This window comes from Paraflavitalea speifideaquila, from assembly GCF_032395985.1.
GTDB lineage: Bacteria > Bacteroidota > Bacteroidia > Chitinophagales > Chitinophagaceae > Paraflavitalea > Paraflavitalea speifideaquila.
Genome location: NZ_CP135920.1, coordinates 158,927 through 183,654 on the forward strand (window position 1 = coordinate 158,927; position 24,728 = coordinate 183,654).

The 24,728-nt window shown below is 43.6% G+C and carries 31 protein-coding genes; 16 read left to right on the plus strand and 15 right to left on the minus strand.

Going from position 1 to position 24,728, the window contains the following annotated elements; genetic code table 11:
- Positions 1–507 precede the first annotated feature (507 nt).
- The 16 genes from RS881_RS01155 to RS881_RS01215 all read left to right on the plus strand — a co-directional run bounded on the left by RS881_RS01155 (position 508) and on the right by RS881_RS01215 (position 11,090).
- Positions 508–1,785, plus strand: a complete 1,278-nt coding sequence (locus RS881_RS01155; protein WP_315819397.1) for a group II intron reverse transcriptase/maturase — start codon at positions 508–510, stop codon at positions 1,783–1,785.
- 17 nt (positions 1,786–1,802) lie between these two features.
- Positions 1,803–2,495 (plus strand): recombinase family protein, encoded by a 693-nt coding sequence (locus RS881_RS01160; RefSeq protein WP_315819398.1) that lies wholly within the window; start codon positions 1,803–1,805, stop codon positions 2,493–2,495.
- Complete coding sequence (locus tag RS881_RS58840; protein ID WP_350340072.1) at positions 2,485–3,036, plus strand: recombinase family protein; 552 nt, start codon at positions 2,485–2,487, stop codon at positions 3,034–3,036. Before RS881_RS01160 ends, RS881_RS58840 begins: the two co-directional genes overlap by 11 nt.
- Entirely contained in the window at positions 2,922–3,452 is a 531-nt protein-coding gene (locus tag RS881_RS01165) for a hypothetical protein (protein ID WP_315819399.1), read from the plus strand. The genes RS881_RS58840 and RS881_RS01165 overlap by 115 nt, the downstream gene beginning before the upstream one ends.
- Entirely contained in the window at positions 3,445–3,708 is a 264-nt protein-coding gene (locus tag RS881_RS58845; protein ID WP_350340073.1) for a reverse transcriptase domain-containing protein, read from the plus strand. Before RS881_RS01165 ends, RS881_RS58845 begins: the two co-directional genes overlap by 8 nt.
- Positions 3,709–3,713: 5 nt before the next feature.
- Positions 3,714–4,031, plus strand: coding sequence for a group II intron maturase-specific domain-containing protein (locus tag RS881_RS58850; RefSeq protein ID WP_350340074.1), 318 nt, complete (start codon positions 3,714–3,716; stop codon positions 4,029–4,031).
- Between the two features lie 669 nt (positions 4,032–4,700).
- Positions 4,701–5,066: a hypothetical protein gene (locus RS881_RS01170; RefSeq protein ID WP_315819400.1), complete on the plus strand. Its 366-nt coding sequence runs from the start codon at positions 4,701–4,703 to the stop codon at positions 5,064–5,066.
- Between the two features lie 425 nt (positions 5,067–5,491).
- Complete coding sequence (locus RS881_RS01175; protein ID WP_315819401.1) at positions 5,492–6,376, plus strand: hypothetical protein; 885 nt, start codon at positions 5,492–5,494, stop codon at positions 6,374–6,376.
- Positions 6,377–6,898: 522 nt separating this feature from the next.
- The gene (locus RS881_RS01180) at positions 6,899–7,201 is read left to right on the plus strand and encodes a helix-turn-helix domain-containing protein (RefSeq protein WP_315819402.1); all 303 of its coding nucleotides are present in this window, start codon (positions 6,899–6,901) and stop codon (positions 7,199–7,201) included.
- Positions 7,198–7,353, plus strand: a complete 156-nt coding sequence (locus RS881_RS01185; RefSeq protein ID WP_315819403.1) for a hypothetical protein — start codon at positions 7,198–7,200, stop codon at positions 7,351–7,353. Before RS881_RS01180 ends, RS881_RS01185 begins: the two co-directional genes overlap by 4 nt.
- On the plus strand, positions 7,350–8,189 hold the full coding sequence (locus RS881_RS01190; RefSeq protein ID WP_315819404.1) for a DUF8464 domain-containing protein: 840 nt from the start codon (positions 7,350–7,352) through the stop codon (positions 8,187–8,189). Before RS881_RS01185 ends, RS881_RS01190 begins: the two co-directional genes overlap by 4 nt.
- Positions 8,190–8,246: 57 nt before the next feature.
- The gene (locus RS881_RS01195) at positions 8,247–8,528 is read left to right on the plus strand and encodes a hypothetical protein (RefSeq protein ID WP_315819405.1); all 282 of its coding nucleotides are present in this window, start codon (positions 8,247–8,249) and stop codon (positions 8,526–8,528) included.
- A gap of 477 nt (positions 8,529–9,005) precedes the next feature.
- Positions 9,006–9,407 carry a plasmid mobilization protein gene (locus RS881_RS01200; protein WP_315819406.1) on the plus strand — a complete coding sequence of 134 codons (402 nt, stop codon included), beginning with the start codon at positions 9,006–9,008 and terminating at the stop codon, positions 9,405–9,407.
- Entirely contained in the window at positions 9,404–9,892 is a 489-nt protein-coding gene (locus RS881_RS01205) for a relaxase/mobilization nuclease domain-containing protein (protein ID WP_315819407.1), read from the plus strand. Before RS881_RS01200 ends, RS881_RS01205 begins: the two co-directional genes overlap by 4 nt.
- Complete coding sequence (locus RS881_RS58855; protein WP_350340365.1) at positions 9,787–10,314, plus strand: relaxase/mobilization nuclease domain-containing protein; 528 nt, start codon at positions 9,787–9,789, stop codon at positions 10,312–10,314. Before RS881_RS01205 ends, RS881_RS58855 begins: the two co-directional genes overlap by 106 nt.
- Before the next feature lie 161 nt (positions 10,315–10,475).
- Entirely contained in the window at positions 10,476–11,090 is a 615-nt protein-coding gene (locus RS881_RS01215; protein ID WP_315819409.1) for a hypothetical protein, read from the plus strand.
- A gap of 181 nt (positions 11,091–11,271) precedes the next feature.
- Here the strand turns inward: RS881_RS01215 and RS881_RS01220 are convergent, their stop codons facing one another.
- The 15 genes from RS881_RS01220 to RS881_RS01290 all read right to left on the minus strand — a co-directional run bounded on the left by RS881_RS01220 (position 11,272) and on the right by RS881_RS01290 (position 24,583).
- Positions 11,272–13,026, minus strand: coding sequence for a UvrD-helicase domain-containing protein (locus RS881_RS01220; protein WP_315819410.1), 1,755 nt, complete (start codon positions 13,024–13,026; stop codon positions 11,272–11,274).
- A gap of 2 nt (positions 13,027–13,028) precedes the next feature.
- Positions 13,029–13,406: a hypothetical protein gene (locus RS881_RS01225; RefSeq protein WP_315819411.1), complete on the minus strand. Its 378-nt coding sequence runs from the start codon at positions 13,404–13,406 to the stop codon at positions 13,029–13,031.
- Between the two features lie 66 nt (positions 13,407–13,472).
- On the minus strand, positions 13,473–13,673 hold the full coding sequence (locus RS881_RS01230) for a TOPRIM nucleotidyl transferase/hydrolase domain-containing protein (protein WP_315819412.1): 201 nt from the start codon (positions 13,671–13,673) through the stop codon (positions 13,473–13,475).
- 103 nt (positions 13,674–13,776) lie between these two features.
- The gene (locus RS881_RS01235; RefSeq protein WP_315819413.1) at positions 13,777–14,367 is read right to left on the minus strand and encodes a hypothetical protein; all 591 of its coding nucleotides are present in this window, start codon (positions 14,365–14,367) and stop codon (positions 13,777–13,779) included.
- A 103-nt stretch (positions 14,368–14,470) separates the two neighbouring features.
- A complete protein-coding gene (locus RS881_RS01240; protein WP_315819414.1) occupies positions 14,471–14,674 on the minus strand; it encodes a hypothetical protein in 204 nt (67 codons plus the stop codon).
- 17 nt (positions 14,675–14,691) lie between these two features.
- The gene (locus tag RS881_RS01245) at positions 14,692–14,898 is read right to left on the minus strand and encodes a hypothetical protein (protein ID WP_315819415.1); all 207 of its coding nucleotides are present in this window, start codon (positions 14,896–14,898) and stop codon (positions 14,692–14,694) included.
- A 410-nt stretch (positions 14,899–15,308) separates the two neighbouring features.
- Positions 15,309–16,775, minus strand: coding sequence for an alpha-L-fucosidase (locus RS881_RS01250; RefSeq protein ID WP_315819416.1), 1,467 nt, complete (start codon positions 16,773–16,775; stop codon positions 15,309–15,311).
- An 81-nt stretch (positions 16,776–16,856) separates the two neighbouring features.
- On the minus strand, positions 16,857–17,828 hold the full coding sequence (locus tag RS881_RS01255; RefSeq protein WP_315819417.1) for an alpha-L-fucosidase: 972 nt from the start codon (positions 17,826–17,828) through the stop codon (positions 16,857–16,859).
- Entirely contained in the window at positions 17,782–18,177 is a 396-nt protein-coding gene (locus RS881_RS01260) for an alpha-L-fucosidase (RefSeq protein ID WP_315819418.1), read from the minus strand. The genes RS881_RS01255 and RS881_RS01260 overlap by 47 nt, the downstream gene beginning before the upstream one ends.
- A gap of 210 nt (positions 18,178–18,387) precedes the next feature.
- Entirely contained in the window at positions 18,388–19,842 is a 1,455-nt protein-coding gene (locus RS881_RS01265; protein ID WP_315819419.1) for a RagB/SusD family nutrient uptake outer membrane protein, read from the minus strand.
- A 346-nt stretch (positions 19,843–20,188) separates the two neighbouring features.
- The gene (locus tag RS881_RS01270) at positions 20,189–21,448 is read right to left on the minus strand and encodes a TonB-dependent receptor domain-containing protein (protein WP_315819420.1); all 1,260 of its coding nucleotides are present in this window, start codon (positions 21,446–21,448) and stop codon (positions 20,189–20,191) included.
- A complete protein-coding gene (locus RS881_RS01275; RefSeq protein WP_315819421.1) occupies positions 21,388–22,632 on the minus strand; it encodes a SusC/RagA family TonB-linked outer membrane protein in 1,245 nt (414 codons plus the stop codon). Before RS881_RS01275 ends, RS881_RS01270 begins: the two co-directional genes overlap by 61 nt.
- Positions 22,560–23,414 carry a SusC/RagA family TonB-linked outer membrane protein gene (locus RS881_RS01280; RefSeq protein ID WP_315819422.1) on the minus strand — a complete coding sequence of 285 codons (855 nt, stop codon included), beginning with the start codon at positions 23,412–23,414 and terminating at the stop codon, positions 22,560–22,562. The genes RS881_RS01275 and RS881_RS01280 overlap by 73 nt, the downstream gene beginning before the upstream one ends.
- Positions 23,411–23,677 (minus strand): hypothetical protein, encoded by a 267-nt coding sequence (locus RS881_RS01285; protein ID WP_315819423.1) that lies wholly within the window; start codon positions 23,675–23,677, stop codon positions 23,411–23,413. The genes RS881_RS01280 and RS881_RS01285 overlap by 4 nt, the downstream gene beginning before the upstream one ends.
- 204 nt (positions 23,678–23,881) lie before the next feature.
- Positions 23,882–24,583, minus strand: coding sequence for a FecR family protein (locus tag RS881_RS01290; RefSeq protein ID WP_315819424.1), 702 nt, complete (start codon positions 24,581–24,583; stop codon positions 23,882–23,884).
- Positions 24,584–24,728 lie beyond the last annotated feature (145 nt).

A 24,728-nucleotide genomic window follows, 5' to 3' on the forward strand; every position in this document is an offset into this window, starting at 1 on the left:
CGGCCTGCCGAAAAGTGTTACAAAAAGGTAAGGAGTAGTCCTATTATTGAAATATGTAGCCCGCAGCCTTAACGACTGCGGGCTTTTTCATGTGCGCCATGCATGGCGATAAACTTGACGGTGTAAGTCCGTTATGGGGGTATGTAATCGCCAACCATTAGCCAAGAGCAAGGGTGTCCATCGCGAGGTGGAATCTGAAGGAAGCTGGCGGCAAAGTTCCGGCCCGAGGAACACGAACATTATGAGGCAGACGCTGTGTGGATGAGCTTGCATGACAAAGCGAAGTCCTAAGATTACACGGACGCAGCGCTGTAAATAGTGCGGGTATATGGAGCGAAGGTTTATCGTCTTACCATGGGAGATCTCACAGACGCGTGGAAACGGCGTAAGAAACGCGGTTGAAATAAGATTTGCTGTGAGAAGTCAGCCGAGACCATAGTATGGCAGAACGACTCTTGCGCAGAAGGGTCAAACCTTAAGAAGTAAGTAGTAAATGAATGTTACCGCATGAAAGGTAGAAAGCAGAAAATATCGCAAGATAACTTCCTACAGAAAAACAGGACAGCATCCGAAGACTATGTAGGAGTGCAGACTTCCATGTGGATAACTGAAAACAACCTTACAAGTGTTGAGCAAACAGGGTATGGAATGTTAGAACAAATCCTGTCACCAGCGAACCTGAATGCAGCCTATAAAAGGGTGATACAAAACAAAGGAGCCGGGGGCGTAGACGAGATGGAAGTCGGGTCTTTGAAGGACTATCTCATTGAACAAAAGGAAGCGCTGATAACATCCATACTGGCGGGAACTTACCGGCCCAATCCAGTACGTCGGGTATTGATACCCAAAGAAGATGGCAGGCAAAGACAGCTTGGCATCCCGACCGTTGTTGACCGGGTGATACAACAGGCAATTACACAAGTGCTGTCACCGGTTTACGAGAAACAGTTTTCATCACACAGTTACGGGTTCAGACCTAAACGCAGCGCCCATCAGGCTCTACGACAATGCCAGCGTTATATTACGGAGGGCTACAACTATGCCGTGGACCTTGATCTGGAGAAGTTCTTCGATACAGTCAATCAAAGTAAACTGGTTGAGGTGTTATGCGGAACAATCAAAGATGGACGGGTGATATCCCTGATCCACAGATATCTTCAGGCGGGAGTGATTACAGCTAATAAGTTTGAAACTACGGTAACTGGCGTACCCCAGGGCGGCCCACTAGCTTTACGTACACACCCACAAACATTGAGTTTTCCAGGCGGGCATCGGTTAAAAGGGGTAAATTTTTATAATACCATAAAAAGTAGTACATTTATGATAAATGGAAAGATCACAGAATTCGGAATTAGCCAAACGCATCAACCAGGCTTTTGCTCTGCTGCAAAAGGGCAAACCTCAGCCGCAGATTGTAGAGCGGTTGATGCAGAAGTATGGGGTATCTCAAATCCAGGCCTATCGTTATATCCAATTAGCCAGGGAAATCAACGAAAAGATGTCGATACCGGAAAGTTCTGTCGTGTTTACCGTCAAGTTGCCACCTACACTGATCAGGCGGATAAAGAAGCTATCGGGATCCAGAGGGTTATCGATCAGCAAGGTGGTCCATACTGCGCTGGAAGAATTTTTAGCAAAGTCGGATCATGCCCAAAAAGGAGAAACAAGTTAAGATATCATTTACCTATGACAGGTTGTGGGAGCAAAAGCTCTCGCAGGTATATCATCTCCTCATTCCCTCCAACAGGCCAGTTGTTTTCACTGAACAAGTTTCTACTCAATTAATAGAAAAATGTCAGTATATGAAAACAGGAGCGATTTATACGAGAGTGTCCTCGGGTCAGCAGAAGGAAAATAAGACTATCGGCAGTCAGGTGGATGAGTTGTTGCATTTTGCACAAGAGCAGGGTTACCTGATTCCGGAAGAATACATATTTAGAGACGAAGGGTACAGTGGTGCCATACTGGTTCGTCCTGGGCTTGAAAAAGTAAGGGATTTGAGCGCTGAGGGTCAGATACAGGCAGTATTAATTTATAGCCCTGACCGGTTAAGCCGAAATTATGCATACCAAGTCGTTTTACTGGATGAATTTGCATCTTGCGGTACAGAAGTATTATTTATTAACTCACCGAAAGCAGACACGCCCGAAGAAGCATTGTTGTTACAGTTCCAGGGAATGATCTCTGAATATGAGCGGGCCATTATTAAAGAGCGGTCACGCCGAGGTAAACGTTTTAAAGCAAAGTCGGGAGTAGTGAGTGTATTATGTGGCGCTCCGTATGGCTATAATTATATTAAGAAGACAGATGATGTGGCAGCATGCTATGAAATAAATGAGCAGGAAGCTTTAGTTGTAAAAGAGATGTTCCGTATGTATGCGGAAGACTTTTGTGGCATAGGTGCTGTTGCCAAAAAGTTTACTGCAGAAAAGATACCGACAAGAAAAAAATATAGGAAAATGGGAACGATCAGTAATCTGGGCAATGCTGCGTAATCCTGCCTACTGTGGTAAAGCATGTTACGGAAAGACTGAACATGCAGAGCGTCAAAGAATAACCAAGCCTTTAAGGGCAAAAGGTGGATATGTAGTACAGAATGGTTGTAACAGAGAAAAGCCCAGAGAAGAATGGATAGAGATCCCTGTGCCGGCAATAGTCAGCCAGGAGACTTTTGATATTGCTCAGGAAAGATTAAAGACCAATAAGCTTCATTCCCAGAGGAACACGAAAGTGGAAACCTTACTACAAGGAATGATGGTGTGTAGCGAATGTGGTTATTCATTGTACAGGACGTATACGGAAACCTCGGCAAAGAATAGGATTTATTATTACCGTTGTTTTGGTTCCGATCCTTATCGCTTCGAAGGAGTGAGAAAGTGTAATTGTAAACCCCTAAGGCAGGATTACCTGGACAGCATTGTATGGCAGCAAATAGTGCAGTTGCTGGAAGAACCTATGCTTATCCAAAGAGAAGTAGAAAAAGAGTTGAAGAAACCAGGAAGGCAAGTCCCGTGGTACAGCAAAAGGTTGCAATAGAAAAGCAGAAAACAAAATTATCTCAATCAATGGATAAATTGTTAGATGCATATCAGGAAGGCCTTATTACTATAGTGCAGTTAAGAAAAAGAATGCCTGAGTTGCAGAAGCGGATAAATATGACTGAGAAAGAGCTAGAGAACTTAAAAAATCATGAGCTCGCACTGGATCAGCGACTTCAATTATTGGATGCAGGGAGTTTTACCAGTCAGTTAGGTCTAAATGTTAATCAACTGGACATAAAAGAGAAAAAGAAGATTTTAAGGCTGCTTGTAAAGGAGGTTATAGTAGGGGATGATATCATAGATATCAGGCACTCCATACCCCTAAAAGAGGCCCAAAATGAGCAAAATAATAAAAGTTACCAATTGTGTAAGCGGAGTGTTGAGCCCGCTATTGAGCAATATCATGCTTAATGAGTTGGACAGGGAACTGGAGACCCGGGGCCACTGCTTTGTTCGCTATGCAGACGATCTACTCATTTTATGCAAAAGCAAACGAGGAGCAAGTCGGACAATGGGAAGCATCATAAGGTACATTGAGCAAAGACTGTATCTGAAAGTAAACGTTGAGAAGAGTACCGTTGCCTCCATCACAGGAGTTAAGTTCCTTGGCCACTCCTTTTATCAAATAAAGGTGAAGGCCGCCTGCGAATCCACCCAAAGAGTATAGGAAAGATGCGTAGTCGGATCAGGGAGTTAACTTCAAGAAGTAACGGCTGGGGAAATGCGAGAAGGAAGGAAGCACTCAAACAATTTATAGTTGGATGGGTGAATTACTTCCGGCTGGCAGATATGCGCAAACTGATGCTAAAAGCTGACGAATGGTATCGCAGGAGAATCAGGATGGTTGTGTGGAAACAATGGAAACAGATCAAGACCAGAATGGCGAATCTTGTGAGATTAGGCGTCAACAAGGCCAAGGCCGAGAATACGCGAACTCGCGTAAAGGTTACTGGCATCTGGCGAACAGTTGGGTGTTGTCAACGACCCTAACTAACGAACGTCTGAGGGCAGCTGGGTATACAATGCTGACGGACTCTTATCTGGTGGCTCAACAACTAAATTAAGGAACCGCCGTATACCGAACGGTACGTACGGTGGTGTGAGAGGACAGTAGGGGAAATAATCCCCTACTTCCTACTCGATTGACACCGTAGTACCTGTCTTGGCCGAGCGCGAACGGTTATCTCTTTAGATTCTGTTAAAAAAGCATTAAAGAGATGAAGTTGAACTAAAATAAGTCCTGTTTACTTTAGCCTGGCTAACTTTATTCTTAGGTAGGTAGGCAATACTGTGAAAGTGTTTCCGAAATTTTACTTATATTACTTATGGCTGATGACATAAAATTTAAACCTGAAGTGTCATGAGCTTAAAAAGATTTTCTTCCGCAAAAACCTGCTTCGTAATATCCTCGGCGACCTTGGTTTTCGCAAAAGGTCGGGATTCACACCTTACTTTCAATATAAGATTGGTGGCTATGAAGAAGACTTCTATCTGTATTTCGATAAGGAGCCGTTTGCTGCACTTTATTACAATGAGGCGTTCAACCAGCTATACGAGTTCAGCCCGCCGGAAGGAACTAAATACCTTAGATTTCACTATAACGAGTATTCCGATAAAGGCGCTTTTCTGACCTTCTTGAAAACGGAGCTGAACGCCCGCTTGAATCTGAAGAATGGTTATGAGAGAGCCAAAAGGCTGCAGGCTGCCCTGGATTGGGTTAACAATGAACGGGTTGCTTTAGATAAGCTCTCTATTACTCCTGCAGTTAGCGTGTCACCTGCTACCACTCTTGTTGACTCTACAGGTCCACTAACCGCAGTTCAAATAGAGGAGGTTAAGAATCAATTGACGGCTACGATCAAGGTGTTGCAGGAAGACTATCTGGTGGGAAAGATAAAAATCACCAACACTACTCACATCGAATCTTTCATTCAACTATTGTTTACTTTACGGGAGCTAAGAAGCGTTCAAGGGAAAGGTAAAGTTGGCGTGAAGCTTTTACTCAGTTTTCCCAAACAGATGTGACCTCTATTTTGCGACTTCATTTTGAGGATCAGCAGCTTCGGAGATTTAACACGGTTAACAAGCTTGTAACAGAAACAGAGGCTGCAACCAAAACTGGCGATAGAAGACTGAAAAAGCTTGAAATTGCATTGAGAGAATTTTTTTATGGTGAGGACGATATTAGTTAATGTAATTGAAGGTTCGATAGCTTTTGGCTTCTTCGCCTATCATCAGATGTATTGTGACTTTCAATAATCATGATTTCAATTCGTGATACATAGTCCTGTGCAAAAATGGATATGCGTCTTCGCTAATTTCACGAGAAAGCGGTGGTGGGTGGTGGTTAAAAGTGATTTGGGTATATTACCCTTATCCATAACTTTGTCTATTCAGCAAGCTGAATAGACAAAAACTACTCATCAAAACTAAACAACCGTTGCATTGCCATGTACAACTTGATCATCACGGCGCAAGATGATGCCTGGAATGGTAAGACCTTTACCATTGAAAGGGAGAGGTGCGTTACTACGAAGGAATATACTGACGCATCGATCGTCTCCCGGTTAGGAGACTTTTCCGCCAAATCAATTGACGAACTCAAGTCAATACCCTGCATTTTTGCATTTGAATCCTTTTTGAAGCAGCCACCATTATTCGGGTGGTTGACTAAGGTGAGGGTACGATCCAAAGAGATCTTGCTGGACTATGAAATTCATCAACTACACCCTTGGATTGATGAGAACCAACTCAAAGATCTTCAGTCGGCCTTGGATATTCAACGGTATGAATTTAACAGATCCCATTGGGCTGTAAAGGATGTCGATTTGCGTGAGGAGATGGAGGCGCTTGGGATCAAGGTCCCGGTTGGTCATGGCCCAGTAGATACGATGGACGTTGTTAAGGGTATTTTTGAAGTTGCCTTTTCTTTTCCTGGTGAATCACGGACTTTAGTAGAGGACGTTTTGTCCGAGTTAAAGAAGATACTACCCGCTGGTAAGATTTTCTATGACTTCGATTACCAGTCTGCTTTGGCCCGACCCGCCCTAGATCAACTTCTTTTAGACCTCTATGGTAACAGAGCAAGGTTGCTGGTGGTATTTTTATCGGGGCACTATGATATTAAAAAGTGGTGTGGACTGGAATTTAGGGCAATTCAGGCGCTCCATTTCAACAAGGAATATGACCGAATCATGTATTTTAAGGTTGACGATAAGCCTGTTAAAGGAATATTGCCGACCGATGGGTACATCAATGTTCAAAGCTTCACTCCTAAGCAAATGGCCCAGTTTATTTCCGAACGTGTCCAGGTTGCACGCCGAGCTGCCATTTGAATTGAACATCTAGGATAATACCAGCCGTTAGCCTATTATTTTCTGCCATGCGAGTACAGGCAAGGGCAAGCCTGCCGAGCATGATCGCGGCACCACTAATAGCGCTGAGGGCTGCTTCTCTGCCTCTATCATCCGCAGAAGTGGCGACGGACCATTTACCGTATCTTTTTAATACCCTTCGGTATGACCGATATAGGTTTATGGGATAAACACCCGCTAGTGAAACCTGCAGGGCCGGGCGCAACAGTTTTAGCTCGTTTAGGGAGATTGACCTCATATCCCACCCCCTTTTAAGGTCAGCCAGTTTGAATTTTGGCTGGTTAACGCGCCAATCTCAATCAATGATCTTCCAATTGAGTGTATCCGATATTCAAAATTGATCATGTACTCCTGGGTATAAGTTCTATTTGCTATCTATAATCGACTTTAGTCGAGTTTAATCTAATGGTACGCCGTACCTGATTAATCCCTCATTGTTTTTGTATTCCGCTAATCCAGATTTGTGTCTATAAAACTTTTTTTATGGACACTTTCTTTATTCCAAATGAAAACGACTTCAGGCGGTGGATCAGGGAGGCACTGAAGGAATACCTAGAGAACAACACGCTGAAAAGTGCCGAGCCAACCGACGACGAACCCGAGAAACTCTTGTCCCGAAAGGAGATCGCTGGAAAATTCCGGGTTTCCCTCGTAACCCTTCATGACTGGATGAATAAGGGTCTACCATTCCACAAACAAGGTGGCCGGGTTTACTTCCTGTATTCCGAGGTGCTGGAATACGTGAAACAGAAGTCCAAAAACCCCTTCAAAAATCCAGGACTATGAAAAAGGAACTTTGGCAAAAGGTCAAGGCGATCGAGCAGACGGAGTTTATGGCCTCCCATGCGATCAATCCGGTAAGGTTGAGCGGTAATGATGCCTGGTATTTTGCTCCCGGTAGGGAAGAAAATACCCCTCCTTTAAAGTTGATCGGGTGAAAAACCTCTGGTTCGACCATGGAACGGGAAAAGGAGGAACGATTATCGATTTCTGCATGATGTCCTTCAGTGAAACCTTTAACCAGGCCGTGGTCCGGCTGGAAAACTATCTTTCTCTTCACCAGCAAGTTCCCCGCATTTCCCAGTCCGGCGACCGACTTTTCCCCGGCCAGCCTACGCAAGCAGCAAGCGCGGTGGCCGGTGAAAAGAAAAAGATCCGAGTGGTGTCGGCCCTGCCCCTGTCGGCCGCCGCGCTCCTGCGGTACGTGGACGAGCGATGCGTGTCACTTGACCTCGTCCGGCAGTTTTGCCAAGAAGTGAGGTACGAACGGGGAGACCGGCAGTATTACGCTATCGGATTTCCAAACGACCAGGGAGGCTATGAACTTAGAAATCCCTATTTCAAAGGAAGTTGGTCGCCCAAAGCGACCACTTTCTTTGACCACCAAGCGAAGGAAGTCGCCGTTTTTGAGGGATTCTTTAGTTTCCTATCCTACCAAACCCTCAACCTGATCTGGCAACATTCCGAGATCAATTACCTGGTCTTAAACTCTCTCTCCTTCGTTGAAACCAGTAAACCACTGATGGAACGCCACCGGCAGGTAAACCTGTACCTCGATCAGGACGATGCAGGCCGGAAACGTACACAGCAATTATTAAATAGTAGCCTCCTCTACAAGGGCCGAAGTACAATTTATCAAGGGTACAAAGACCTGAACCACTGGCTTATTCACCTGCACCAGGAAAGCCAGTCGCTCGCCCATGCCCGAAAGATCGCCCTGCAGATCGACCAGGCCCGCCAACAAAACGGCCACTCTCGCAGGCAACATTTGTAAACCTCCCGGCACAAAAAACATAGCCGGACAAATTTATCACCAATAAAAAACAAGATTATGGCAGACATCAAAAGACGTTCGCTGCTTTTCCTGAAAGGTAAAGAGATCAAACTTTTCGGAAACAGCCTGGCCATCAACAAATCCTTTCAGATCGGTGAAGGAGGCACACCCAATATTCTTTCCTTCACCGAACAGCAGGTAGAAGTCAAAGCAAAAGAAATTCCTGCAGAGGGAGCCGAAGCACCGGCGAAAGCACCACCCAAGAAGACCCGTACGACCGTGTTCAATCCCTACGGTTTAACCGAAGAAGACCTTTTGAATTGGCAGATTTTCAGATAAGGATCTGGGTTGAGTTCAAAGACAGCCTGCGCAGAAATGGGTTAACACACAAATTGTTTAACAGCGATACCAACGGATAACCGAAAGTTCACCCCTGGCAAAATTGCCACGCTGCCAGAAAGTCCGCTCTATATTTGGGGTACGTGCTGCCTGCAATGCCACCTGAAATCCTGCACGGCAGGCCCTTCCAAACACCAGCAATACCATAACGCGTGGTAGCCTAAGCGCACCACAGGTACCGCGATCTTATCGCCGGTGTGCTACCGCTTAGCCCTTAAGACAAGCGGTATAATACGGGCCGCGTAGGCGGTGTACAGACTTCGTTGCCAGTAGCAGGTTTCCTGCCTTGTGATAGGAGCGTTTTTCGAAGCTGGAGTAGCCAGCTATGTTTTGGTAATACCAAAACTGCTGGCCCCTCATGCTGGCGCATTCGGGGACGATTTTTTCTCATGCTATCGCATTCAAAAATTCAAAGACATGGAACCACAAAAACAGGCCGATAAAGGCAAGGGCGGTCGACCAAAGAAAGACAGCCGAAAGCGAAAAACGAAGATCATCACCATCAAATGCTCAGTCTATGAAAAGCAGGTAATACAAGGGAAAGCGAATGCATTAGGGTATTCCGTCTCAAAGTTCCTGGTAACAATTGCCATGAATAGACAGGTTGACAGTCCGGCAACCAAACAGTTGAGGGTACCGCAAAGTGTGCTATTGGAACTAAACGGCCACCTGGGTCCCATCGGCAATAACCTGAACCAACTGGTAAGATACTGGCATACCAGGGCACAAGTGTTCACTTCCGAAGACCGCAACAAGGTCCGTGACCTCGCCGAGGGTCTTTGGAAGATCGTCAAACAACTTCAAGATTACCTGCAATGATCGGCCGCTCCAAAGTAGGAAAAGGGTTCTACGGTTGTATCAGCTACAATCTGAACGACAAACGAGAGTTGTCCGAGGAGGAGAAGGAACGGATGATGAAGGAGGACGGGCTGCAGCATAAAGACAGGGCGGAGGTGCTGTATTATAATAGGTGCTACGGTAATGCCGCGCAACTTTCAAAAGAATGCATGCGGGTCGCTAAGCAAAACGACCGGGTAGAAAATCCAGTCTTTCACTTTTCCCTGCGCCTGGCTCCCGGTGATAGCCTTTCAAAAGAACAATGGGTAGACATCGCCCAGAAGTTAGCTCGTGAATTCAACTTCCAGGATAACCAATACATAGTGATCCTGCACAATAACACCCTGAACAACATATACATATTGTTGCCAACAGGGTTGGCTTTGACGGCAAGGTTGCCAGCGACAGAAACAACTTCCGTAGAACGGCCGAGTTCTGCCGGCGGATGGAACAGGAATACCGCTTGAGAGAAGTGCAAAGTCCCCGGCAGTTCCAGACCCAGGAACAGCGACAGCAGCAGAGACATGATTCCCGAAAAGAAAAATTGCGGGTAGACATCGCCCAAACCCTCTCTCGCCATTCCACCTACCAGGGTTTTGAGCAGGGGATGAAAGACCTCGGCTATCAGGTATTGAAAGGCCGGGGATCACCTTCATCGATGATAAGAAAGTTAGGACAAAAGGTAGTGAAGTCGGGTTCTCCCTGGCGACCATCGAGAAAGCCCTTGCTCTCAATACCCGGTTATTCGAAAAGGTGGCCGAACTGGAACGGCTGCAAAAACAGGCTGTCGCCGAGCCCCCAATGCCAAGACCAATCACCGCTACTCAACAACTTCTTGCCAAGGCAAGGGCGGAACACAAGTACAAATCTTCGTCAGCATACAAGGTAAGCCAGGAAATAGAGGAGCTGTCTATTTCGATAGGCAATCTCCTTCAGGGTCTGTTTGAGCCGGTACATGGTTCCCAATCCATCGATCCGGAATTCCGACTAATCCAGAAAAAAAGAAGATAAAGAAACCACGTCCTTAATAACTACTAAAAACGTAAAACTATGAGTACAAATAATCAAGAACAAAGCAAGATTGAGAACCTGGAATTGCTGATATCCCAGGTCATCGAGCAACAGGAAATCATTTCAGGTGTGTTGAATAATATGGCTGGTAAGGTTGGGCAGCTACACCAGGAAGTAGCCACTTTCAAAGAACGTGTGGCGGCGCTTAAGGTGGAAGTGCCGGCAGTGGACCTGGCGCCGTTAAAGGCTGAGGTCAACCGTGGTATATATAAGATGATCCACGCGATCTCCCAGAAGCCCCAAAGCATTGTGCGAAAGGTTGAAATCCTGCTGTTCCCTCCCCAGGATGCGAAACTGTTTTATAAGATTGTTTTCGGGCGGTGGCTAATGTGGCTAGCGGTTGTGATCGGGATTATGTACCTGTATCAGTATTGTGTAAATTGGCAGAACAACCAAACCTCCCTGGAAATACTCCGGCTTGAAAAAGATCCCGTCATCAAGGGCTGGCAGAACCTGTACAACAATTCGGGTAAGGAACTTCGGCAAGAAATGGATTCTATCCTGGTCCATGCGGCCAAACATGCAGGGGCCTTTGTGCCTGAAACCTCCGCTTCTGCTGATGGATCGAGAGCCAACCCTAAACAAACAAATTAAAAGCAATGATACTCGTACTAAAAAGTGGGTTTTTGAGTATTATTCGGCTTAAACTATTACGACCTCGTCAACAGAAAACCAGCCCTTCTGAATGACATTATTCTGAAGTCTTGCTGGATCGTCCGTATAGGCAACTATTACTAGGCTTTTTTCCGCGCGGCTACAGGCTACATAAAAAGTCTCATTGTTCTGTCGACGCTCGTCTCCTTGCCATCTCGTAAATTTTTTTGTCACTATCCGATAAAGGCTGTACACCGAATAGCTTGCTATAATTAAACATAAATCCTCTAGCTTCTTCATCGTCAATAATCACCATAACTCGGGGAAATTGTAAACCCTTTACACCTTGATGAGTATCAAAGCGGGACTGACCTGTTATATAATAATTATAATGCTCCAGTTCTTTCCATGAACAGTTGAGCGCTTCTTCCCAGGCTGCTATTGATGTATCACTCTCGTCCTCTTCCCCATCAGTGTCATTCTCGGCTTCATTCAGTTCTTCGTCTTGGACTTTGATAATTATGGAAAACAATTCCGGCAAAGTAAACAAGCCTGTATCGGCGACCTCATTTATTATGTCAATCAGGCGGGGTACATTATTATCATTCCAAAGCAACAGAAGGGACTGGACTGCTCGATCTACTTGCTGATAGATATCCCGGGGATTTTCCGCTTCCTTTATGAGTTGCTTCGCGAGCAGAGGAGAGGCTTCCTTGGTGATTCTTGCGATAGCGAAGGAATCTCCATTAGCACCGGCTTTTGCAATAGGAAGGATCAATTGTGTAAAGAAACGGATGCCAGCCAGCGAACCATCTAATAATCCGGTTCGCAGCTTCTCGTCTTTTGACAAGGCTTCGAAAAGGGTTGAAAAGCCCATTCTGCTGGCTGCCATGTGATGTTCAAGGGTCAGGATTTTTATGTCTGCTCCGGCGCCACTCCATAACTCATCTTGTGTAACTTGTGACATCTGTGCGGCGATGTTGTTTTCTATCGAATCCCTATCGCCGCCATTTCGGGTAGCAATAAAGAGTCTGGCGTGCCCCTCAATCTGATTTTCTCGGGGCTTCTGCATTTGGTTGTCGACCTGGCTTCTGATTTTGTTGATCAGGGTCACAACGCGGACCGGACAGCGATAGTTGATGGTTTTAACAGGCTTTAACCAGTCTCCGGGAAGGTTCTGTCCCAAATCTATCTTCCCATCTGCATAGATTCTTTGCATCATATCTCCAAAGAGGCCCAGGCTGAATCTTTTGCTGTGTGCCTGTTGCACAGCGAAAAGCGCGTCAATGAGTGCGCGGTTGGTATCCTGACTTTCATCTATAAATAAAATGGGGAACTGACTTACCAGAATTTCCTGCATCAGAGGTTTTGTTCTGAGGAGATCTGCCGTCATCTTGATAACTTCTGAATGATTAAGGGAATCTCTGCTGTTATTCTGCCCGGTAGGGCTATAGGTGAATTGTCTGATATTGTTAAGGCTTGCCAGCCTTGTTTGCTTTTGCTGAATACTTGCATCTCTCTCCGCGGCAGCTTTTGTGCCGGTTCTTCCTTTCGCATTTTCCGCCCCTAGCTTTTTGATGTCCTCCTGGATTGACTTGCTGAGCCAGTCACGTATATCAGTCTGATAGGTTTTAATAAGCTCCCAAACGAAGCTGTGGATGGTGGAAACCAGAAAAAGAGGATTATAATCAAGGCGATGTTTGATCTCGTCACTGGCTGCATTGGTGTAAGTAATCACCGCCACCTGCTTTCTGTTTAACCTGAGGGTCAGATCGGATTGATCTCGTATTCTCACCAGCACATTTACTAGCGAGCGAGTTTTTCCTGAGCCTGCTCCTGCGAACAAGAAAAAGCTTTTGGGATCATTGAAATCGAGTCCAGCGTATATCTGGTCATCAAGCGATTGGTCACTAGCTGTTACGGCTATATCAGGCATAATTACTTGGCTGTTTTAGTTAACTTATTTTTCAACCACTCCAGTCCGCCGGATATGTAGGCCGGTGTTTTCAGGCTTGCTGGATCTTCCAAGTACAGTAGCTCCAGAGCGAATTCAGCCTTTTTACCTTTTTCCAGCGCTTCAAAAGGTTTTGATTGGCCTCGGCGACTGTGGTGAGCTGTAACGCAGCATTGAATTTTTATAAGCCCATTACCGGCAAGGTTGCTAAATAGTGTAATGTTTTCAAAGGCGAGCGCAATTTCAAACGTGTATGGAATAACCTCTACCTGTTCTTTGTCATTGCTAAGCTTGCTATAAAGCGGCTTCTGATATAAAACCTTTATTGCGGAAGTATCTGCAGGATCGTCTTTGACATCCACTAGGTCGTCAATTGATTCTTTGGCGGGTTTCCAGTGTTTTAGCGTGGTATTGTTGGTGAGGTACCCTTAGTTTCTCTCTGGCAATACTGAGGTGCGGTCTTTTGCCGGATCGATGGTGTCAATATCTGTGATGATGAGGGTAATGATGCCCAGATCCTGCAGTAATGGTTTGAGGGTATGAGAGTGGCTGCCTCCGATTTCCAGCAGGGCGATATAGCATTTTGCGAGATCGGGGTAGTGATGTTTGATGAAATAAGGTACCAGCATGCGTTCCGCCGGGCCTTCTATCAGGATGACTGCGTCGGCAAAGAACAGGTCACAGTGTGTGGTACGCAGATAGCGGATGGCAAATTTTGTGGTGTCCGTTTTATCACCAAAAGTGGTGGAAAGGAACGGTAGTGAAGAGTTGAACCTTCAACTCATAATTGTGGCCGGGTATGAGTGTAATCTGGTTATCTATCGATATGTCCTGCTCTGCTGTAGTATTGGTAGCAAAGTATATTTGGGTACTTGTGGTAATGTCTTTTACTGTCACCTCGGTCGGGGCTGTTACGCCCGTAAAATTATATCTTGAAATAAAAATATTTATCCTGGTGTCTGAGGCGCTGGACGAAGGGAAGGTAAATGTATTCACATCGGTCAGTTGGATATCAGATACTGCTGCTGCAGTTTTGCTTACCGGAACTATTACCTGGCCGGCATAATACTGGTGGGGCTCATAAACAAATTCAGTCTTTCCACCTGTCGGCCATGCAATTGTTTTTAACATCCACCCCTGCATTGCATTAACATCGACGGACCGGTTAGCATGACCAATGGAATAGGGAGCTGTCTGCCAATAAACTGTTTGCGCCGGAATCAGCGTATAGTTCCCATACTGCCCATTATTGAAGCCCCATTTGTCTTGCCCGTAAATACCACGTGGCACCAATGGGGTAGCATTATAGTCAAAAGAATACAACTTGGGAGAGACGGTGTTATTTCCATATTCAGTAATGGAGTTTAATTTTAAACTAAATTGTGTAGGATCGTTATTGACAATGCCTGGAGGTTTATAAAAAAAATTAGAATGTGCTAGGGACATTTTCAATAGGAAACTGTCTTTCTAAAAGTTCCAGGAAAACAGAAGTAATCCGGGAAGCAGCATTCTTATGTTGGTCATAGTTTTCCGAAGGCTGCAATTTTAATGCTTCGTGAATAATCAGGTTAATGTAATTACGGATCAACTCATCTTTATAGGCATAATCTGTCTTTTGTTCATCAATCATTTTCCGGAAAATGGTATTTAAAAATTCCGTTGTTGCTTTGATATCTTTAAAATGGGTGTACCTCCAATCTTAAACAAAGGTGATTGCTGAAGACTTTCAGAACGGTCTGAAATTTTTAAAAAATCTTCGGAAAACAGGCAGGTATAACCTACATAGCTAGTAGAGATGGTTTCCCAGGAATAAGGAATATGTGGATTGCCAAAAAACAAAATGGTGCCGTCCATCTCAAAGCTATTGTCGGCATAGTGAATGATGCTTTTACCTGTCGTAAGGCAAATTTTATAAAAATCCTTTCTACTGTAAATACGTGTGGCATTCCCATCACTTTCTATCTAGAACACATTAAATCCCTTAAGCTTTAGATCACTATTGAACTGCGAAACCGAACGCACTTTTTTCTTATCCATGAGATCAAAGTTAAGAAAATCAAACAGGTGAATTTATAAAAATTAGTATAGCTGAGTAAATCCGTGGAATTCTACTTAATCTTTAAGTCAGGCAAAAGTGGGTCGGTATCAATCAACTGAAGTTCTTTTACCATTGTCAGCATAGCGTTAAAACTCCAGGCTTAAGTTTCACAGATGTTTTAATTTGCTCTGCTCCTACCTCACTCGTTGCAACTTTATTCCATGGTTTATGGCTTTGCCGATTGTTGCTTATAAATCCCAAATGTATGAATCGCCGTACAAGCTTTACCTGATGTAATTCTAAGCCGGACTTTTGACGCTGTTACCGGTTTGAATTTGATAATCCATTTATACCCGATGGATTGCTTCCCGGTTGCTTCCGGTATCGGTGTCCAGCTCTTGCCATTTATTGAATAGTCAACCGACCAACCACTAGTGCGATGTCCTAACTCAATTACTTCCTGCAACATTAATATATCAAATGTCTTTTTGGAGCCTAAATTAAAAATTATAGTATCAGTGGCAAAAGCGTCAGACGTGGCATAATAACTCTTCTCATTATTATCCACCATATTGAGTGGAGTATAATTCGCTCCTCGCGGATGTAATGTTTTTATTTTAGCAGCGCTGGCCAGATTGGTATTAAAAGTACCATAAATCAGATAGCGGAGACTATCTGTGCGTTGCGCATCAATAGAAGAAATCAATCCTTCTTTATTCGGCGGATAGTTCAATAACAACACACTATTACGACCAACTGATTTTAAATAAATATCCCAAAGTTCCTCAACTGTCTTTACTCTAATATCTTCTTCGGGATGGTAAAACCAGCTTGGGCGGATGGAAACATCAGATTCGGCAGGTATGTAAGCCGTACCATTGATTTCACCTTCATTCAATTCTTTGATGTGCTGTGCTTCATCTCTTATGGATGAAGGATTGATCGTTGACCAGCACGGATCACCCGCTATGCCAGATTCATTACCCACCCAGCGGCAGTCGGCAAAAGCATGAGAATTCTTTGTTCCAAAGACAACACAATTGGGTTGCAATTTGCGAACTGTATCTGCCCAGCGTGTATAGTAAGCTGTGGTCAACTTATCAGCACCAGCACCATCCCACCATATTTCCCAAATAGAACCATAATTTCTCAACAACTCCGATAACTGATCGGCGTAATAGTCAGCATAGTCATCTGTTCCATACCTTGAATCATGTCGGTCATGAGGCCCCAGGTAAATAGCTGCTTTGATACCTGCAGCTTTACATGCATCTGTGAATTCTTTTACAACATCGCCTTTCCCATTTTTCCAGGGACTATTCTTTACTGAATAATTGGTGTGGGCGCTTGGCCAGTTGCAAAAACCATCGGCATGTTTGGCAACCAGGATGGCACTGGTGATGCCAGCATTCTTCAGTACGTTTATCCATTGGTTGCAATCCAACGCGGACGGGTTGAAGAGTTTTGGACTCGCTGTTCCATCACCTTCATTGTCATTAGTAAAAGTATTCATGCCAAAATGAAAAAATGCTATTATCTCACGGTGATACCATTCAATTTGCCGCGCATTTGGCACCGGCCCTATTGGCAGCGGAGCTGTTTGTCCATGAACTGCCGATGGTACGAGAATACCTGTTATAACAATGACAACAATACATTTTCTTATTTGCAATAAAAGATAGCTATGATTCATGATAATTTTATTTGTATATAAACTGTTAGAAATTTAAAATTAGAAAACAGAATTTTTGTCGGCACACTAATCCACTTTTCTTCATTCAAAACCACCTTGTCCCCGATACAATTTTAAAGGACCATTTAATTTCAATTCAAGTACGGTCATGTGCTCATCGGTTTCTTTTTGCGGTACATCAATAAATAACAAACCGGGAATGGACGACACTTTACCCACTATTTTATGCGACAGTTTTGTGTTATTTCCCACAACAGATATTTCACAGACTGTATTGTCCAGCCCTTTTACCAAAACCTGTCCATACGTTTTCGCGGGAAGAAAAAGATAAAGTGTAGTGGAATCTTTCGAAAGCGTTGAAGGCCCAAAAAAATGTCCCTGCGGAATTCCGGCAATTGTACTAAAGATGGCCCGTTCGTGTTTCTTTGTCCATTTACCCAATTCTTTCAAAACATATACCTGCTCATCGGGTATGGTACCATCTTCCTTTGGCCCTATATCCAACAATAGATTACCGCCATTATAAATAACATCGGCAAACACACTGATGATCTCGCCGGGTGTTTTCCAGTTCATATCCTTATGCCGATACCCCCAACTATTGTTGATCGTATAACAAAGTTCCCACCACGGAAATTGAGGACGGATCACCGGTATGTTTTGTTCGGGAGTTGTGTAATCACCCCACCCTTGTAATCTTCCGTTGATAATAGTATTTGGATTACGCGAAAGAACGATCTGCCGTACTTTTTGCGATTCCCATTGTTCAGCCGTTTTTTCCCAATCGGCATCAAACCATAGTAAGTCAGGTTTGAACTGATCCATAAGCTCGATGATCTGTCCCTGGAAATAATTTCTGTACTTATTCCAGCGGGGATAATCATCTTCTATTTTGTATCGTGTACTATCGCGAAGAACTCCTGGATAATCTTTATTCGACCAGTCAGGCAGTGAAAAATAAGCGCCGCATTTAATATTATTTTTCGTAACGCCTGGTAAAACGGCGTCAATACATCTCTTTTGCCTGTGTTTTTTTCGCAATGCTGAGATCACTCAAACGGGTATCCCATAATGCTACACCATCGTGATGCTTGGCGGTAATGACTGCATAGCGGGCGCCGGACTCTTTAATAAGATCGGCCCATGCCTGTGGATCGTAACGGGATGCAGTGAATCCATTCAACTGTAACATATAATCCTGGTAGCTCATTGTCCTGTGATAAAAACTATGGCTTTCCAATACACCATTCACAGCATAGATACCCCAATGAATGAAGATACCCAGCCTGGCATCCTGAAACCATTGCATCTTTTTTTCGATAGCAGCAGGCTCAATATAAGTTTGTGAGAAAACCTGTTTTTCTGTAAGCAGGCAAATAGCAAGCAACAAAAACTTATTCATGTGTTATTAGATTCGCTATAAAATTTAAATACTTCCCTTCAGCTACACGCAATGGTTTATTAAAAAGCAACCGCCCTTTCGAACGGCTGCTTTGTCTAACTAAAACTGCCACTTGCTACTTGCTGAAATCGGGCAATGGTGACCACACCGTTCAATGCTATCTTTATATTCTTATTTTCCCACTAATACTTGCCTCAATTAAATATGTTGCTACCAACCAGTATTCTGCGGTTTTAAATTTGGATTTAAGGTTAATTCCTGGATGGGTATCGGGTACAGGTACATTTTATTATTCCACACCCGGGAATTAATGTTTGTATACAGCCGTATATAATTATTGGCATCTACCTGCACGCTGTTTACCTGGCCGGGAGGATATTGAGCACGTATAGCAGGCACCAGTTTCATTCCTAAAATAGTTTCAGGATTTTCAATAAGGTTGCCGGCTTTCCAGCGCAACAGGTCATTCAAACGAAAACCATCCAATGCCAGTTCCACTCTTCTTTCACGGCGTATCTCATCCAATAAAGCAGGTAATGCAGGGAAATCTGATTTTGGGTCTTTTACCAACGCACCTAATATCATATGTGGCATGCCCACCCTGTCACGTATCTTATTGATAGTTTTATCCAACACTTCCTGCGTACATTGCCCTAACTCTGCTTTTGCTTCCGCTTCATTTAATAATATTTCAGCATAGCGAAATATGAACAGATCCAGCGTAGATTGTGCAGCATTCCATTGTGCCGGATCAGGAGAAAGACCTTTAATGATCATATATCCAGTCGGAGCTGTGGAAGTACCTATTTGCGGTAGTGTAAAAACATCCTGCGATCCATCAGAATTCTTTCTTAATACAAATCCTTTTGTAGCGATCAGTTGCGAAAATCTTGGATCGCGGTTGGTAGCTTCCGCATCGAGAGAGTCATCACCTTTGTACAAAGGACTCAATGCAGTAGGCAAGCCATCTTTGCAAAGAAAAGAACGGGCGAAATTCTTGCTCAACCCTGTACCACTTTCTCCCAATTCCCTGGTCAAATTGTGCGTCAAAGCGTTTTGAATATATATCTTGGGCAGAATAGCTTCTTTATTACCGGAAAGATCTTCCTGGATAAAAAGATTATAATAATCTGTATTCGGCTTACCAGTTGACCATATCTCATAGTTGCCAGAGTTGATGATCGCTTCGGAAGCCGTAACGGCTGCATTTAAATAAACGGTTTCATCACTCAATCCATGATATTTTCTGTATGTGCCTTCCCACAAGCCTATCCTCGATAGTAATGCCAGTGCTGCATACTTATGAAGCCGGCCGGGATCAACCTCACTCAGGACAGGAAGATTGCTTACGGCAAAATTTAAATCTGCCAATACAGAATCCATCACCTGTTTATGTGGAGTTTTAGGCGCATACAGTAATGATGCTGATGTATCCGTAAGATCCCTGTTAATCCAGGGTACATCACCAAAACGTATTACTTTTTGCCAGTAAAATAATGCCCGGAAAAAACGAACCTCGGCAGCGTATTTGCTTTTGGTGGCAGCATCCGCATCGGCTTTTGATACCGCTGCAAAAATAGTTGCATGACCTGATCTGGCCCCAATCCCAACCACCGCCGGTAACAGGAACTGTATAATTGCCCGAAAGAAAATCGTCGCGGTCAAGTGGTACTTCGTTGTCAGAGTTTGTTTCTGTCCATGTACTGTTTTGAAGCGGCAGGCTTGAATAAAACTGGTTACAAAACAATGCAAGGTCGTTGGCATTTTTAATGAAAGTGGGTTCGCTCAATGAATCTTTTGGATAAAGATCGAGTTGCTTATTGCAGGCCGAAAACAATAGCGCTGAAATAATCACTATATATATAATTTTCGATTTCATCTGTATATTTTTTATTGCTTTTTGCCAGATGGAATTCGCCATAAAAATTTTCTTCACGATTCGTATGAATTTGTTCGAAAATTTTATGGCTCATTTCATGTGTTTTAAAATTTAATCCTTCATGAATGTTTATTATAAACCCAATTGCACCCCAAATGAAATAGCGCGGCTTAGCGGGTACGTACCAAATCCGATGATCTCCGGATCATATGCATCAAAGAGTTTAGTAATTTCAAACAGGTTTTGGCCCGTTGCATAAACCCGCAGGCTTTTTACTCTTATACAATTGATGATATCCGTTGGGAGCGTATATCCTATTGAAAGATTTTTAAGTCTGCAATAGGCTGCGCTTTGCAAATATTTGGTTTGCGTTTCGAAATTGCTTCCACCACCAAATCGTAAACGGGGGAAATAAGCATTTGGATTTTGTGGCGTCCAATGATCTTTCATATAAGCAAACGGAACGCTCCATTCTGAATAAAAACCAAAGAAGGCATTGTCACCGGGCAGAAAATCTCTTTTACCAACGCCCTGGAAAAAAACAGCGAGATCAAAACTCTTGTATCGTGCAGTAAGATTGATGCCATATTGGTAGCGTGGCGTACTATTGCCAATAACCTTACGATCACCTGGATTGGATACTGTATTATCTCCATAAGTGATCTTACCATCTTTGTTGAGGTCTGCGTATTTAATATCCCCGGCCATTTGTGTATTATTGCTCAATTGAGACTGGTCATAGTTGGCGCCTTCAGCGTCCGTGGCAAAATATCCCTCGGTAACAAATCCCCATATCTCACCAAATTTTTGTCCTACGTAATAACTTCCTAACGATTTCGTCGGGTTCAAATCATATTTAGTAATGGTAGATACATAATCAGACAAACCTAAACGAACAGAATAATCAAAGTCCTGACCGATCTTGTCACGCCAGTTGAGGCTCAGCTCCCATCCTTTGGTTTTCAGGTTCGCTGCATTTCTCAATGGAGCTGAAGTACCTAATACGCCCGGCAATGGCTGACCGCCAACCAGCATATTCTTCGTTTCTCTTATATACCAGTCGAAGCTACCTGTCAAACGGCTTTTAAATAAAGAAAAATCTAAACCAATGTCTTTTGTTATTACATCTTCCCAGGTGAAGTCAGGACTAACCAGGCCAGGAGCACCTGCATAGATATTTTGCTGCGAACCGAAGATATGGCCCGACATTCCTGTAGGCAACAAGGCTATATATGGATAAATGCTGCTGTTGGATGGATTGGCAGGGTTAAACAATTGGTTAGGTAATTTGCCATACGATACCCGTATCTTCAGATCATTAATCGTCCCTTTCAGCGGTTCAAAAATTTCTCTTCCGAAATGCGCCAGCCGGCTGATGCAGAAGGTGACCAAACAAATCGCTTGCCTTTTGGGAAAGATGATGTTCCGTCATATCGTCCATCAATTTCAAGAAGGTATTTATTATTGAAAATATAATTAAGCCTGTATAGAAGACCGTTCAAAGCCCATTCATATTCATTTCCTCTTACAAACGGTTTATCATCCGAATTCAAGCCAATAAAAGGAGTGCCAGGATCAATCAGGTTTTTAGCACTTGTATTAATTGTTTTATAATACCTGTACTCCTGGTTATAACCAACGGTAGCTTTGAAGTAATGCAAACTATTGAATGTATTTTCATAATTGGCATACAGGTTAAGCGCATTGTAATTATTGTTGGTGCTGGCCTCATTTGTTGCATCAGGATACGTCCAGGGATAATAGTTCAGGAATGTATGATCTACGCCGTATTCCGGGAATTGTTTTTGCACCTGCTGACGAAAACCTGAATAGTTATTGAATGTATAATCCGCGTTGATCCTTACATTCTTTAAGGGAGTAAGGACCGCTCCGCCGGTAAACCAAAGATCATTGGCGGTAAGTATGTCACGACCATTTTGCATCATTACCGCAACGGGATTGGTCCAGCTTCCCTGTCCGGCAAAATCAACACCATTCGGGTTATACACCGGCATATTAGGTCTTGAATCACCTTGTATATAACTGTCGGAATTACCATTAGTTGGCCTGGTGGGTGCGTTACTCCTGATGTGATTCAACGTAGCCTTAAGATTAAGTGTCAACCATGATGTTGCTTCCGTGCTGATCTTCAAACTGGGATTCAAACGCTGGTACCTTTCATTTGAATATTTCAAAATGCCTTCCTGGTCAAAATAACCCAGAGAACCAATGAATGAAGTTTTTTCTGAGCCACCTGAAATGGAGATATTATGTTGTTGTTGTGGTCTCCAATCAGGATACAGCACATCTACCCAATCTGTATTGCCAACATACCGGTATTTAGAAGAATTACTGGGATCAGGATAGCCACCTGGATTATTAGCGGGGTCTGTAAAATATTTGCCCGCCATGATTGAATCCGTTTCAGTGAATGGGAAAGAAGCCGTCCAGCCACCGCTAAGTTGCCCGTTGCGGTCTGCTTCACGATGCATACCGATATAATCTACAGAATTGAGATATTTAGGTAAGCGTGTAGGATGCGTGATCGTATAAGAACCGGAATAGTTAACACGCAAGCCGCTGTTTTTTTGCCACTTTTGGTAGTGATGAGTATTACACCAAAAGCGCCACGGCTTCCATAGATAGCCGCTGAAGCCGCGTCTTTTAATACTGTTACACTTTCTATATCCGCCGGGTTGATAAGATTGGGATCCATTTGCGTACCATCTACTATAATCAATGGCCCTCCTAAGCCTTCACCATTTTTGGTGCTGCCTGCATTAATAGAAGTAGTGCCCCTGATATTAAAATTGGCCCCGGTGCCCGGTTTGCCGTTAGTAAAATCAATATTCAGGTTAGGAACCAATCCTTGCAAACCCTGGCCGAGAGTGGTCAACGGACGGCTGTCTAACTCTTTGGAAGATACTGTTGCTACAGCTCCCGTAAGATTTTCTTTCCGTTGTGTACCATATCCGACTACTACCACATCGCTCATGGATGCTATATCGGGAGAGAGTGTAATATCGATAGTCCTCTTTCCTTTTACGGCTACTGTAGTTGTTTTATAACCGATATAACTAAAGCTCAATACTGCATTCTCGGAAACAGTGATGGAAAAAGTGCCTCGGTCATCTGTACTTACACCTTGTTTCTCACCGATCACCAAAACGGATACACCAGCCAATGGCTTTCCTTTATCGTCGTACACTGTTCCTCTTATATCAATAGGTGGAGGCCCCGAAGCCGGTGATTGTTCCGGTTGTTTTTCTTTAATGCTGATCACATTATCTGAAATGGTATAATGCAGGGGTTGATTTTTGAAACACTGTTCCAGTACCTCTTCGATAGTCGCGTTCACGACGTTAATATCAAATCGTCTTGCTTTTTGCAATATTTCATCCTTGTAAAAAATTCATAGCCTGTCTTACGATGTAGTTCTCTAAATACTTTTTCAAGTGTCGTATTCTTTTGAGATATCGATACCTTCTGCGCCGTCCCCTCGGCACTTACCTGTAAGCAGGCTGCAATTAATAATACAGCGGTAAGTTTCATAACAAGCAAAGTTTTGTTGGCTATTGCCACCCATTGTGCAGGCAATGGCAAAGCAGATCGTTTTTTCATATATTTGTTCAGTTTGGGTTAAACAATTAAGCAATCAATACCGTTTGCAATTTTAAAGGCCCAAATACCGGCCAGGGGCGGTGCGAACGCTCCTGGTTTTCTTTTAACAGGCCAGGAAAAATAAATCGTTATAGCAGTTTAGTTCTTTGAGTTCCTCCTTTATATTTTTGGTTATAAAAAATGCTTAATGATTTTATAGTACAGTTATTTTTTTCCCTTCCACCTGAGCTGCACACCACCATCCTGTAGAATTTTCAATACACGTGAGATATTATTTTTCCGGCTTACAATACCGGAAAAACCTCCGCCCGGAATTTTGTCTTTGTAAACAACCTTTATATCGTACCATCTTGCTACCTGCCGCATGATCGTTTCAATGTCATCACTGCTAAATTGGAAGTAGCCATTTTTCCAGGCAATAACTTGTTCAAGATCCGCGTCTACTACATTTATATCGCCCTTCAGATTCATTTTTGATTGCTGACCGGGCGTCAATACTTTTGCGGACGAACCTTTTGTTACACGTACAGATCCTTCAAGCAGTGTTGTTTTGATCGAGCTTTCATCGCCATACGCCATTATATTAAAATGAGTACCTAATACTTCTACATACATGCCAGATACGGAAACCCTGAAGGGAAGGGTTGGATTTTTTGCCACTTCAAAATAGGCTTCACCGGTCAATTCTACTTTACGCTCTTCCCCGCTGAATTCAGTCGGGAACCGGATAGAAGAAGAAGAGTTTAGCCAAACTTTGCTGCCATCCGGTAATACTAGCTGAAACTGGCCGCCGGTGGGAGCAGAAAGCGTGTTATAAACAACTCCCTGCTGATCACCTGCAACTTTGTTATAAACCAATGTCCCTATATTTAATTTAGTGATACGTGCATTTCCCTGTTCTGGCAATGATCCACTATGCAAAGTGTCAAGCACAATAGTAGATCCATCCCCAGCGTTAGGGTAGCTTTATCACCACCTGGAACAATGACTTCGTTTTTATCAACAGGGGCATCTGAATGCGCTATATCCTGTTTTGTCTCCTTATTAAATA

What these genes read in the sequence shown, in the direction of transcription:
- RS881_RS01155 (WP_315819397.1), top strand. Translation starts at nt 508, where the DNA reads ATGAAAGGTAGAAAGCAGAAAATATCGCAAGATAACTTCCTACAGAAA.
- RS881_RS01160 (WP_315819398.1), top strand. Translation starts at nt 1,803, where the DNA reads ATGAAAACAGGAGCGATTTATACGAGAGTGTCCTCGGGTCAGCAGAAG.
- RS881_RS58840 (WP_350340072.1), top strand. Translation starts at nt 2,485, where the DNA reads ATGCTGCGTAATCCTGCCTACTGTGGTAAAGCATGTTACGGAAAGACT.
- RS881_RS01165 (WP_315819399.1), top strand. Translation starts at nt 2,922, where the DNA reads ATGGCAGCAAATAGTGCAGTTGCTGGAAGAACCTATGCTTATCCAAAG.
- RS881_RS58845 (WP_350340073.1), top strand. Translation starts at nt 3,445, where the DNA reads ATGCTTAATGAGTTGGACAGGGAACTGGAGACCCGGGGCCACTGCTTT.
- RS881_RS58850 (WP_350340074.1), top strand. Translation starts at nt 3,714, where the DNA reads ATGCGTAGTCGGATCAGGGAGTTAACTTCAAGAAGTAACGGCTGGGGA.
- RS881_RS01175 (WP_315819401.1), top strand. Translation starts at nt 5,492, where the DNA reads ATGTACAACTTGATCATCACGGCGCAAGATGATGCCTGGAATGGTAAG.
- RS881_RS01180 (WP_315819402.1), top strand. Translation starts at nt 6,899, where the DNA reads ATGGACACTTTCTTTATTCCAAATGAAAACGACTTCAGGCGGTGGATC.
- RS881_RS01185 (WP_315819403.1), top strand. Translation starts at nt 7,198, where the DNA reads ATGAAAAAGGAACTTTGGCAAAAGGTCAAGGCGATCGAGCAGACGGAG.
- RS881_RS01195 (WP_315819405.1), top strand. Translation starts at nt 8,247, where the DNA reads ATGGCAGACATCAAAAGACGTTCGCTGCTTTTCCTGAAAGGTAAAGAG.
- RS881_RS01200 (WP_315819406.1), top strand. Translation starts at nt 9,006, where the DNA reads ATGGAACCACAAAAACAGGCCGATAAAGGCAAGGGCGGTCGACCAAAG.
- RS881_RS01205 (WP_315819407.1), top strand. Translation starts at nt 9,404, where the DNA reads ATGATCGGCCGCTCCAAAGTAGGAAAAGGGTTCTACGGTTGTATCAGC.
- RS881_RS01215 (WP_315819409.1), top strand. Translation starts at nt 10,476, where the DNA reads ATGAGTACAAATAATCAAGAACAAAGCAAGATTGAGAACCTGGAATTG.
- RS881_RS01220 (WP_315819410.1), bottom strand. Translation starts at nt 13,026, where the DNA reads ATGCCTGATATAGCCGTAACAGCTAGTGACCAATCGCTTGATGACCAG.
- RS881_RS01230 (WP_315819412.1), bottom strand. Translation starts at nt 13,673, where the DNA reads ATGCTGGTACCTTATTTCATCAAACATCACTACCCCGATCTCGCAAAA.
- RS881_RS01240 (WP_315819414.1), bottom strand. Translation starts at nt 14,674, where the DNA reads ATGATTGATGAACAAAAGACAGATTATGCCTATAAAGATGAGTTGATC.
- RS881_RS01245 (WP_315819415.1), bottom strand. Translation starts at nt 14,898, where the DNA reads ATGGACGGCACCATTTTGTTTTTTGGCAATCCACATATTCCTTATTCC.
- RS881_RS01250 (WP_315819416.1), bottom strand. Translation starts at nt 16,775, where the DNA reads ATGAATCATAGCTATCTTTTATTGCAAATAAGAAAATGTATTGTTGTC.
- RS881_RS01260 (WP_315819418.1), bottom strand. Translation starts at nt 18,177, where the DNA reads ATGAATAAGTTTTTGTTGCTTGCTATTTGCCTGCTTACAGAAAAACAG.
- RS881_RS01285 (WP_315819423.1), bottom strand. Translation starts at nt 23,677, where the DNA reads ATGAAAAAACGATCTGCTTTGCCATTGCCTGCACAATGGGTGGCAATA.